The organism is Microbacterium sp. oral taxon 186 str. F0373 (assembly GCF_000411455.1).
Classification (GTDB): domain Bacteria; phylum Actinomycetota; class Actinomycetes; order Actinomycetales; family Microbacteriaceae; genus Microbacterium.
The window spans coordinates 594,261-606,156 of the sequence record NZ_KE150458.1 but is presented as its reverse complement, the minus strand read 5'-3'; the positions used below and the strand labels follow the sequence as shown (position 1 = coordinate 606,156).

The window sequence follows — 11,896 nt, the reverse complement described above, 5'->3', positions numbered from 1 at the left end:
TCTACCGGCGTCTGCGGCGGCGCCCCCGCGCCGCTGCGCGCGGGACTCTAGCGTCCCCGTCGCGCGACGCGCCAGGGCCGCGCAGGATGAGAAAGAGTTAACCGCTCATTCTCTTGCCGCCGCGATCCGCGCCACAGAAGCTCGATCTCACGTTCGATGGGACCGGATGTCGTGCGGCGTTCACTTCGGTGAAACCTTTTCGTCTCACAGCCACCTCATCATCGGCACTCAATCACCGAAGAGGACCGCCGTGTATGCGGCTGTCCGCTGTTGCATGCGAAATCAGGGAGAACACGTGTCAGATCCGACACCGGACGCCATGCGTCCCACCGCCGAGAGGCGGAAGCGACGCTCGTTCGTCGCCGCCATCACCGCCGGAGCCCTCGCCCTCACCGGCGCGGGTCTGGCCGCTCTTCCCGCTCGGGCGGCGGTCTCCGCGGACGCCGCCGTGCTCATCAACGAGGTCTACGGCGGGGGCGGCAACAGCAAGGCCACCTACACGCACGACTTCGTGGAACTCGTGAACGTCTCGTCGGCGCCGGTCAGCCTCGACGGTTGGACGCTGCAGTACGCCGCAGCAGGCGGCGACAACAAGTTCTCGGCGCAGCCCCTCAGCGGCACCATCGCCGCCGGACGCACATTCCTCGTCCAGGAGGCGAAGGGGCAAGGCGGGACGACGCCTCTTCCCACACCGGATGCCGTCGGCTCGCTCGCGCTGAGCGGGACGACCGGCAAGGTCGCCCTCGTCTCCAGCTCGGCCGCCATCACCGGGCCTAACGATGCCGGCGTCGTCGACTACGTGGCCTGGGGAGACTCCGCGACACCCGCGGCCGGCTCCCCCGCTTCCGCGACCGAGAACGCGACCAGCATCTCGCGTAACGCGTCGCACACCAACACTGCCGTCAACAGCGCGGACTTCGCCGTGGGCGCCCCCACTCCGCAGAACTCCGCCTCCGGCGCGGAGCCGACGCCCGGGCCGACCGGTACCGCGTCCCCCACTCCCCAGCCCACGACGACGTCCACCCCGACGCCGCAGCCGACGTCGACGGGAACCCCCGGGACCGAGACGATCACATCGATCGCCGCGATTCAGGGATCCGCCGACAAGACGCCGCTGAACGGTCAGACGGTTACGACGGAAGGCGTCGTCACCGCTCACTACGCGACGGGCGGCTACAACGGCTACGTCATCCAGACGCCCGGAACGGGCGGAACGGTCGATCTGAGCACCCACACGGCATCCGACGCCATCTTCGTCTATGCGAAGACTTCGGCCGTGGCCAGCGAGGTCGCACTCGGCGACACCGTGCGCGTCACCGGCACGGCGGGCGAGTTCAACGGGCTTACCCAGCTCACCGTCGACGCCGGCAAGGCGACGAAGATCGCGGATGCTGCGAAGCCCACCCCCGTCGTGCTCACCACCTGGCCGAGTGCCATCACTCAGCGCGAGAGCCTCGAGTCGATGCTCGTCAGCGTCTCGAGCACCTTCACGGTCACCAACACCAACAACACGAACCGGTACGGCGAGGTCGGCCTTGCGGCAGGCGCGGGCGTTCTTCGTCAGCCCACCGACGTCGCGCGGCCCGGATCCTCCGAGGCCGAAGCCGTCGCGGCCGACAACCTGGCCCGCGGCGTCATCCTCGACGACGGCGGTTCGCTCGACTACGCCGCGCGGGCGAACAAGGGTGCGGGCGCGCTGCTCAACGGCGACCTGACTCCGGCCTATGTCTCGCTCGACAAGCCGGTCGTCGTCGGCGGCACGGCATCGTTGAGCGGCGCGTTCGTGCTCGACTACCGCAACAACGCATGGAAGCTGAACCCGGTGTCCTTCCTCGCCGGCGATGGCAAGACGCAGGGGCAGGCGAGCTTCACCAACCCGCGCACCGCGGCTCCCGCCTCGGTCGGCGGTGACCTCAGCGTGGGTTCGTTCAACGTGCTCAACTACTTCACGACGCTCGGCTCGTCCGATGCGTCCTGCCAGCCGTACACCGACCGCGCCGGCGTCGGCACGAACGTGCGCGGCGGCTGCGACCTGCGCGGTGCGTGGGGTGCGGCGGACCTCGCCCGTCAGCAGTCGAAGATCGTCTCGGCCATCAACACGCTGGATGCCTCGGTGGTCGGTCTCATGGAGATCGAGAACTCGGCCAAGTCCACGCCGTCGACGCCGGACAAGGCCGTCTCGACCCTCGTCGCGGCGCTCAACGCCGCTGCGGGAAGCGAGAAGTGGGCCTACGTCCCGGCATCCGCTCAGCTGCCCGATGCGTCGCAGCAGGACGTCATCCGCAACGCGATCATCTATCAGCCGGCGCGGGTCGCCCCGGTCGGCGATGCGCTCGCGCTGGGGACGCAGTCCGGCTCAGGGCAGGCCTTCGACAACGCACGCGAGCCGATCGCGCAGAAGTTCGCGCCCGCGGGTGGCGGCGAGCCGTTCCTGTTCGTCGTGAACCACTTCAAGTCGAAGGGTTCCAGCGGCGCCAGCGGATCGCAGGCCGACCAGAAGGACGGCCAGGGTGCCTGGAACCCGGCGCGCGTCGCTCAGGCGACCGCTCTGCGGGACTGGGTCTCTTCGATCACCACGACCGGCGAGGCCGCCGTCCTCGTCGGCGACTTCAACTCCTACACCCAGGAGGACCCGCTGAAGGTCCTCTACGACGCGGGCTACACGGATGCCGAGTCGGCGCTGAAGGTGGGGCGTTCCACCTACTCGTTCGACGGTCTCTCGGGTTCGCTCGACCACGTGCTGCTGAACGCGGCGGCCGGCAAGCGCGTCACCGGAGGGGATGTCTGGAACATCAACTCGGGCGAGTCGGTGGCGCTGGAGTACAGCCGCTACAACAACCACGGCACGCTGTTGTGGCAGGACGGACCGTATCGCTCGAGCGATCACGATCCGCTGAAGGTCGGTCTGTCCGCGCGCAAGAGCGCACCGACGATGATCGACATCCTGACGATCAACGACTTCCACGGTCGCATCGAGGCCGGTAGCCAGGGCGAGGCGGGAGCCGCCGTTCTCGCCGGGGCCGTCGCCGCCAAGAAGGCGAAGAACCCGAACACGATCCTGGTTTCGGCCGGCGACAACATCGGGGCGTCGACCTTCACCTCGCTGATCCAGCAGGACAGCCCGACCATCGACGCGCTGAAGGCCGCAGGGCTGGAGGTGTCGGCGGTGGGCAACCACGAGTTCGACCGTGGCTTCGACGATCTCAAGGGCCGGGTATTGCCGCGCTTCGGCGGTAACACCGACGTCAAGAACGTGACGCCGGAGCAGATCGCGGCGGGCTCGCCCTACGCGCTCGGCGCCAACGTGTACCAGAAGGGCACGAAGACGCCGGCGCTCCCGGAGTACGCCGTGAAGACGATCGACGGCGTGCGCGTCGCGTTCATCGGCACCGTCACGACCGACACGGCACGCATGGTCGATCCGCAGGGAATCAAGGACATCGACTTCGGCGACCAGCTCGAGGCGGCCAACCGCGTCGCCGACAAGATCTCCAACGGTGATCTGGCCGATGTCACCGTGCTGCTCACGCACTCCGGCTCGTCGGTGTCGAACCAGTGCGACGCGGTCGCCACCGACCCCTCGGACTTCGGCACCCTCATCCGCGGGGCATCCAGCCACATCGATGCCATCGTCTCCGCGCACACGCACCAGACCTACGCGTGCAACGTGCAGGTGGGCTCCAGCGGGAAGCTGCGACCGGTCATCCAGGCGTCGGAGTACGGCAAGGCGCTCGGACAGCTCTCGCTGCAGTACGACACCGACGCTCACGAGCTGGTGTCGGCGACTGGATCGACGCAGGCGCTCGCCAAGGCCTACCCGGCCGATGCGGCGGTCGCCTCGATGGTCGCCGCCTTCACCGCGCAGGCCAGCACGATCGGTTCCAAGCCGGTCGGTGCCATCACGGCTGACATCCTGCGCGGCGGGAAGGGCGGCTCGGATCGCGGAGTCGAGTCGACGATGGGCAACACCGTCGCCGACATCTATCTGTGGGCCACGAGCACCAACCCGGCCTACGCGGGCACGAAGGCGCAGATCGCGCTGATGAACCCGGGCGGACTGCGTGCCGACCTCGTGCGGAGCGGTGACGGGACGGTGACGTTCAAGGAACTCGCCGCCGTGCAGCCGTTCGCGAACACGCTCGTCACGGTGACCCTCACCGGTGCCCAGCTGAAGGACATCCTGACGCGCCAGTGGCAGGCGACCGGCGACCGTCCCAAGCTGCACCTGGGCGTCTCGAAGGGCTTCACCTACGAGTACACCGAGGATGCACCGCTCGCCGGCCAGACGGCGTCGCGGTCGGGACACATCGTGTCGATGTCGCTGGATGGGAAGAAGATCAGCGACGCCGACACCTTCACGGTGGTGACGAACTCGTTCCTCGCCAACGGCGGGGACGGCTTCACGCCGTTCGCGCAGGGAACCGCCCGCACCGACACCGGTCAGGTCGACCTCGACGCGACGCTCGCCTACGCAGCGGCGGTCAAGCCGATGGCGCCCTCGCCGGTCGGACGCGCTGTGCTGGTCACCACCACCGCACCGACGCCGGACCCGACCTCGAGCGCGTCCCCGACCGGTTCGCCCTCCCCGACGGGCGCCCCGACCGGTGCGCCGTCTCCGTCGCCGTCGACGACGCTGCCGAGCACCGGCGGTGCGGCGGCGGGTGTGTCGAGCGCGGGGCTGTCGGCCGATGGGCGCATCGAGCGCGGCGCGTCGTTCACGGTGACCCTCACCGGGCTGGGCGCGCGCGAACAGGTGGTCGCCACGCTGAACAGCGATCCGATCGTCATCACCGGCATCCCGGCCGCTGATGCCGCGGGCCGCGTGATGTTCACCGTGACCGTGCCGTCGACGCTCCCGCTGGGTACTCACCACCTCATCGTGTTGGGTGCCGACGGACGGGTCGTGCTGAACCTTCCGCTTCAGGTGGTCGGTGAAGGCACACTCGCCACCACGGGCGCCGAGCTCCCCTGGGGTCTCGCGCTCGGCGGAGCGTTCCTGCTCGCGGCCGGCCTGCTGCTCGCGATGACACGTCGTCGTCGGAGCCTCATGGGCTGATCGCTCGTACCCGAGGCCCCGGCCCCGCTTCGGCGGGTGTCCGGGGCCTCGTGCGTGCCTGCGCGCACGTCGGGTCCGGCGCCGCACCGACTGCTTAGGCTGAAGACCATGGCGACGACGGTGGTGATGGTGCACGGCATCCGTACCTCGGCGACGATGTGGCGCGCGCAGGTCGAGCATCTGCGTGGCCGCGGCATCGACGCGGTCGCACTCGACCTCCCGGGCCACGGTGCGCGGATGGGCGAGCCCTTCACGCTCGACGGCGCATTCGCGACGATCGACGGCGCGGTGCGCGATGCCGCCACACGCGGTCGTGTGCTGCTCGTCGGCCACTCCATGGGCGGTCTCGTGTCCATCGAGTACGTCGGTGCGGCGGAGCGCCCGCCGGTCGACGCGTTCATCGCGGCATCCTGCACCGCGATCCCGCGCGGCGTGGCGCTGCAGACCTATCGCACGCTCGCGCGCGGCTTCGATCGGCTTCCCCGCCGCGGCGCACCGATCGCCGAGTGGGTGCTCGATCGCACGCTGCCCGTCGAGACGCGGGCCGACTTCGGCGCCGGTGGCTACGCGTACGACGCGCAGGACACCGCACTGCGCAGCCTGTCGGTGCTCGATCTGCTCGCCGCGCTGCGTCGCATCGCGGTGCCGACGTGGTTCGTGAACGGGCAGTTCGATCAGTTGCGCATCAACGAGAGGCTGTTCACGTCTCTGGTGCCCGCCGCGGAGCTCATCGTGGTGCCGCGTACCTCGCACCTGGTCACCGCGATGCGTCCGCGGGTCTTCAACGCCGTTGTGGACCTGGCGCTGGCGACGATGGATGCCGGGGCTCAGCCCGCACCATCAGGGTCATGAGTCCGCCGAGCACCGACAGCACGGCGCCGCCGAGGAACAGCAGCCAGAACCCCCCGACAGCGGCGACGAGGCCGGCACCGACGAGCGGTCCCAGCAGCTGCCCCAGGCTCGCCGCAACGGTGACGAAGCCCAGGTCGCGCGCGCTGTCCTCGGCGAACGGCAGGAGGTCGGTGCCGAGTGCGAGCCCGACGGCCATGTATGCGCCGTACCCGACGCCCAGCAGCGCGGCCGCGAGGAGGGCGGTTTCGAAGGACGGGAACACCGCGAGCAGCAGAGCGGCAGCGCCCTGCACGAAGGCCGCGGCGACCGTCATGCCGCGTCGGCGTCCGGTGCGGTCCGAGATCGCCCCGGCGACGACGGAGGCCACGACGACGAAGACGGTGTAGACGACGATGAGCAGCAGCAGTTCGTCCTGCGCGTCGGCCGGGTCGCGGTGCAGCCCGTAGAGAAGGAAGAACAGCAGCAGGCCGGTACCGAGCGCGTTGCCGATGTTGACGACGAGACGCCCCCACAGCATCCACGCGAAATCGCGGTCCCGGAATGCGGCGAAGCGCTCCGCGGCGGAGAGACGGGTGCGTGCGGTGGCGGAAGCGGCGGGTGCGGGCGGGTCGGGCAGCAGCAGGGCGCCGAGGCCGCCCGCGATCAGCAGGACGCCGCCGAGGACGAGATACCCCGCGATCACGCCCAGGCCGAGAAGGACGATGACCCCCACGCCGACGACGACTCCGAGGGCCTGCGAGGACGAGATCGAGGCGGAAGCGGTGCCGCGCTGCTCGGTGAGCTGGTCGGCGATCATCGCGGTGAACGCTGCGGATGCGACGGCGACACCGACGGAGACGCCGATCCACGAGATCGCCACCGTCCACGGGCCCGTGGCGAACGCGAGGCCGATCAGCGAGAAGACGCCCAGTACCACTCCCCCGAGAGCCCACGGACGACGCCTGCCGAAGGCGCCGCGGGTGCGATCGCTCATGCCGCCGGCGAGCGGGCCGGCGATGACACCCGCGAGGCCGCCGGCTGCCAGAACCGTCCCCGAGGACACCACTCCCGAGATCCACCGGTCGGCGTCGCCGGGGGTGTTCAGCTGCAGCGGGATGAGCAGCTGCAGCGGGGTCAGCTGGGCCGTCCAGATCGCCAGCCAGGCGAGGGTGAACAGTGTGAACCATGCGGCACCGGCGCGTCGGGGCGCGTTCCGGGTGCTCGAGTCTGGCGAGGCGGTTGTCACGGCGACTCCTTCGTCGGTGGGCCTCGTCGATGAGGCCGAACGAGCCGATCATGCCGCACGCCCGGCGCCGCGGGCCGCATTGCGGGGGCGGCGCGCGGCGACCTGATAGACTCGGTGATTGGCTTGCGTGTGGGTCCCACCCCGCACGCCGCCGGAGGCGTCCCTCTACCGCTACCCCGGCACATCCATCGAAAACCGAACGAAAGAGCCGTCGAACGTGGCGAACATCAAGTCGCAGATCAAGCGCAACAAGACCAACGAGAAGGCGCGCGAGCGCAACAAGGCCGTCAAGAGCGAGCTGAAGACCGAGGTGCGTCGCACCCGCGAGGCGATCGCCGCCGGCGACAAGGCCGCTGCCGAGAAGGCGCTCGCGAAGGCGTCCAAGAAGCTCGACAAGGCCGTGAGCAAGGGCGTCATCCACGAGAACCAGGCCGCGAACCGCAAGTCGTCGATCGCGAAGCAGGTCTCCGCTCTCTGAGCCGCGTCCACATCATCGAAGGCCCGTCCCCGCATCCGCGGCGGCGGGCCTTCGTCGTCGGTGCGTGCGCGTGCGCGAGGGTGTGTTCGTCTGTCCTGTCTGGTCGTTCATCCGTGCCGGATGCGACCAGACGGGACGGATGAGCGCGGGGTCGGATGCGCCGCCGAGTGACGGATGCGGCATCCCCCGCGCTCAGGCGCCGTAGGGGGCGCGGGTGGCGATGATCGTGATGAGGCGCTCCACGGCGAAGACGGGATCGCGTGAGGCGCCTTTGACCTCGGCATCCGCCCGCGCCGCCGCCTGGATGGCGAGACCGAGGCTCGCCTCGTTCCACCCTGTGAGGTCACGGCGCGCGCGATCGACCTGCCAGTCCTTCATGCCGAGTCGAGCCGCGAGCGACGCGGACGACTCTCGGATGCCGGCGACGCGCGCCATCGTTCGCAGCTTCGAGGCGATCGCGGCAACGAGCGGCACCGGATCGGCGCCGCTGGCGAGGGCGTGGCGAAGAGCCACGAGAGCATCGCCGTAGCGGCCGGCGATGGCGGTGTCGGCGACCGTGAACGCCGAGGTCTCCACGCGGCCGCCGTAATACCGCTCGACGATCTGCTCGGTGATGTCGCCGGGCACGTCGGAGATGAGCTGCTGGCAGGCCGCGGCGAGCTCGGTGAGGTCGTCGGAGAATGCGCCCACGAGCGCGCGGAGAGCAACCGGCGCGATCTTCTTGCGCGCCGTCTGGAACTCCCCGGCTGCGAAGTCGAAGCGGTCGGAGTCGCGCTTGACGGCCGGGCACGCGATCTCGATGCCGCCACCGGTACCGGATCGGATCGCATCGAGCAGCTTCTTGCCGCGCACGCTGGAACCGGTGTGGCGGAGCACCACCGTCGCGCCGTCCTGGGGGGCCTCGATGTAGGCGAGGGCCTCGGTCAGGAAAGCGTCGGAGCACTTCTCGACGCCTCCGACGCGCACGAGCCGCGGCTCGCCGAACAGCGACGGCGACGTGAGGGTCAGCAGGCTTCCGGAGGTGTAGTCGTCGGCCCGCAGGTCGGAGACCTCCAGGCTCGCATCCTCCGCGCGGAGGAACTCGCGGATGCCGGCGGTCGCCCGCTCCGCGCAGACGTCCTCCGGTCCCGACACCAGAACAACGGGGGCAGGCTGCGGCGACCGCCAGGAGATCTGCGGGATCGCCGACGCGGTGCGCGCGCCTCCACGAGAGGCGGGACGACGCGGCGCGGAAGGCATGAACACCAGCCTACCGACGGCTTGCGACACCGAGGCAGCGCTCGGCCGCAGCTCACGGAGATCCCTTCTCGTGCCACAGCCGCACACTCGACGCTTCCGTCCACAGCATGAGGAGACCTTCCACGTCGGTGCGGGCCAGCCGCGCACCCAAGGACTCGAGCATCGCGAGGGTCTCGCTTCGCGGATGCCCGTAGGTGTTCGCTCCGACCGAGATCAACGCCACCGCGGCACGGAGCCGTCCGTACAGCCGCGGTTCCTGGTCGGCGCTGCCGTGGTGCGAGACCTTCACGATCGTGTAGGCGGCGCGCAGGGATGCCGTCGCCATCAGGCGCCGCTGACCCTCGGCAGAGAGGTCACCCAGCATCAGCATCGGAGGCACGGTCGGGCCGGCGATGTCGATCACGACGCTGCCGTCGTTTCCTGCGGCGGTGCGCGGCTGCGGCCACAGCACGCGCCAGCGGGCATCGCCGAGGGTGCCGGTCATCCCCGCGTCGGCACGGACGAGGTGGGCTCCCGCGTCGCTCAACCGGGCCAGTGTGCGTTCGTCGTCGGGCGCACCTGTCGGTCCGTGCAGAACGGTGTCGACGCGGCCGGCGACCGCGCGCGTTCCTCCGTCGTGGTCGTGGTCGAAATGGGTGAGGACCAGAAGGTCCACCCGGTCCACACCGAGCGTCTCCAGGCAGCTCGTGAGCGCCTGCGGATCGGGGCCGGTATCCACGAGCGCGACGCGACCGGCGGCGCGGATCGCGATCGCATCGCCCTGGCCGACGTCGCACACCGCGATCGACCAGGCGACGGGAAGGCGGGCGCGAAGACCGACCTGCGCGGCGGGACCGGTTGCGGCCACGACGACCGCGGTGACGGCCAGGACCACGACTGCGGCGACCCGAGCCGATCGCGGTGTGCGCAGCAGCAGGACGACCACGGCCGCGCTGGCAAGGGTCAGGGCGGCCAGGCCCCCGACGCCCTCGGGCCACCAGATCGCGCTGCCCGGCAGGGTGCTGAGTGTCGTGGCGGTGGCGGCGATCCAGGCTGCCGGCACCCAGGCGAGCGCCGCGAGTCCCGCACCCAGGAGGGGGATGCCGGCGCACAGGCAGGCGGCGAGCCCCAGAACGGTGCCCACCGGCGCGGCCGGCGCGGCGAGCATGTTCGCCGCCACACCGTAGATCGACACCTGGGGCGAGATCAGCACGATGATGGGGCCGCACGCGAGCTGAGCGGACAGCGGCACGGCGACGAAAAGGGCGAGTGTGCGCGGCATCCACCGCGAGAGGCCATCTGCGAGGGGCCTGGCGAGGACGAGAAGCGCGGCGGTGGCGGCGACCGAGAGGGCGAATCCGATCGAGCGCGACAGCCACGGGTCGAGCAGGAGCAGGAGGACGATGGATGCCGTCAGCAAGGAGAGCCCCGCCCCGGTGCGGCCCAGCAGCAGGCCCAGCATGGCGATGGCGGCCATCGTCGCCGCGCGGATGACGCTCGGCTCCGGCGAGACGAGGATCACGAACGCGACGAGGGTGCCGAGGCCTGCGATCACCCGGAGGGGGCGGCGCGCTCCGCACAGGGCCGCCAGCGCGAAGGCGATCCCGACGACCAGGGCGCAGTTGGCCCCGCTCACGGCAGTGAGGTGCGACAGCGAAGAGGACTTCATCGCCGCATCGAGCCCGTCCGAGACTCCCGAGGTGTCGCCGACCGCGAGACCGGCGATCAGGCCGCCGCCGGGATCGGGGAGCCCGGTCGTGACGGCGGTCAGTCCGTGGCGCAGGAGAGAGGCGAGAGCGAACACTCCCGTCGGTGCGGCGATCAGCGTCGGCGTCGCGGACGCGTCGATGACGAGGACGGCCCGTTCGCCGGGGCCCGCGGCCCATGCCGTTCCGGTCAGACTCACGCGGGCGCCGAGATCGAGTCCCGGCGGGACGTCGCCGGTGCGTACGAGCACCGGCACCGGTGTCGTGATCGTGGTCTCTCCGTAGGCGAGCCGCTGCAGCACGGCGTCGAATCGCCAGCCGGCCGCGCCGCGTTCGATCTTGCCGACCGCGACGACGTCGACCGTCAGCGCACGTCCCCCGGCGATCTCCGCCGCCGCAACGGCTCCGCGAGCAGGCAGCGCGGAGGCGACGTGCGAGGCGACCCCCGCCGCGACGGCCAGGACGATGGCGACCAGGGCGAGCGCAGGAGCGCTGCGTCCCGCCCGGAACGCAGCGGAGCGTGGCCGCCGGTGCACCAGCGCGAGGACGACCACGAGTGCGCTCGCCCAGAGCAGCGCGGCTGCGGATGCCGCGGCATCCGCCGTGCCGGTGAGGACGCCGGCCGTCACCCACGCACCGGCGGCGACGGGCACGAGGCGCACGTCCCGGCGTCGCAGGGATCGGCCGCCCCGGCCGGCGCGGGTCGGCTGAGGTGTCGTCGCTGCGGTGCCGGTCACACCGTCACCAGGTCGCGGAGTCCGGCGAGCATCTTCTCGCCGATGCCGGGAACCGACAGCAGGTCGTCGACGCTGGTGAACCGGCCGTTCTCCTCGCGCCACGCGATGATGCGCTCTGCGATCGCGGGTCCGACGCGCGGAAGCGTGTCGAGGGCGGCGACGTCGGCGGTGTTGAGGTTCACGCGTCCGTCACCGCCGACGGACTCGCCGGTGGACGGCGCCTCCCCCACCTCTGGCACCTGCACCTGTTCGCCGTCTACGAGAGGTCGCGCCAGATTGACCGCCGTGCGATCGGCGGTGTCCGTGAACCCGCCCGCCGCGGAGACCACATCGACGACGCGCGCTCCGCCGTCCAGGCGGTAGAGCCCGGGGCGCTCCACGGCACCCGACACGTGCACGTAGAGCGCTGCGGCCGAGATCTCGACGGGCGCCACCGCGACGCCCGTGTCGGCGGTGGCCACCGAGCGGACGAGTCCCACCGCGACCGCGATCGCCGCGGCCGCCAGCACCAGCACCAGGGCCGCACCGGTGCCGACGCGCCGCCGACGGGCGCGATGCGCGTCGGCGGCGGTGCGCGGTGCGTGGTCGATGTCGGGCGGACTCACCTCCACACCGTGCCATCGG

The 11,896-nt window shown here is 70.9% G+C and carries 7 protein-coding genes; 3 read left to right on the top strand and 4 right to left on the bottom strand.

Features of this window, described 5'->3' with window-relative positions:
• Positions 1-295 precede the first annotated feature (295 nt).
• A complete protein-coding gene (locus HMPREF1529_RS13005; protein WP_157533946.1) occupies positions 296-5,056 on the top strand; it encodes an ExeM/NucH family extracellular endonuclease in 4,761 nt (1,586 codons plus the stop codon).
• A 108-nt stretch (positions 5,057-5,164) separates the two neighbouring features.
• Positions 5,165-5,908, top strand: a complete 744-nt coding sequence (locus tag HMPREF1529_RS13000; protein WP_016465140.1) for an alpha/beta fold hydrolase — start codon at positions 5,165-5,167, stop codon at positions 5,906-5,908.
• Here the strand turns inward: HMPREF1529_RS13000 and HMPREF1529_RS12995 are convergent.
• Positions 5,838-7,133 (bottom strand): MFS transporter, encoded by a 1,296-nt coding sequence (locus HMPREF1529_RS12995; protein WP_016465139.1) that lies wholly within the window; start codon positions 7,131-7,133, stop codon positions 5,838-5,840. The two genes, HMPREF1529_RS13000 and HMPREF1529_RS12995, sit on opposite strands and share 71 nt — an antisense overlap.
• 217 nt (positions 7,134-7,350) lie before the next feature.
• Here HMPREF1529_RS12995 and rpsT point away from each other — a divergent pair, with 217 nt between their 5' ends.
• Positions 7,351-7,611: a 30S ribosomal protein S20 gene (gene rpsT, locus HMPREF1529_RS12990; RefSeq protein ID WP_036283540.1), complete on the top strand. Its 261-nt coding sequence runs from the start codon at positions 7,351-7,353 to the stop codon at positions 7,609-7,611.
• 192 nt (positions 7,612-7,803) lie between these two features.
• On the opposite strand, the gene holA is transcribed toward rpsT, so the two are convergent.
• From holA to HMPREF1529_RS12975, 3 genes are read right to left on the bottom strand one after another with little or no spacing between them, the layout of a single operon-like run.
• A complete protein-coding gene (gene holA, locus HMPREF1529_RS12985; protein ID WP_016465137.1) occupies positions 7,804-8,850 on the bottom strand; it encodes a DNA polymerase III subunit delta in 1,047 nt (348 codons plus the stop codon).
• Between the two features lie 52 nt (positions 8,851-8,902).
• Positions 8,903-11,272: a ComEC/Rec2 family competence protein gene (locus HMPREF1529_RS12980; RefSeq protein ID WP_016465136.1), complete on the bottom strand. Its 2,370-nt coding sequence runs from the start codon at positions 11,270-11,272 to the stop codon at positions 8,903-8,905.
• Positions 11,269-11,883: a ComEA family DNA-binding protein gene (locus HMPREF1529_RS12975; protein WP_005049402.1), complete on the bottom strand. Its 615-nt coding sequence runs from the start codon at positions 11,881-11,883 to the stop codon at positions 11,269-11,271. The genes HMPREF1529_RS12980 and HMPREF1529_RS12975 overlap by 4 nt, the downstream gene beginning before the upstream one ends.
• Positions 11,884-11,896 lie beyond the last annotated feature (13 nt).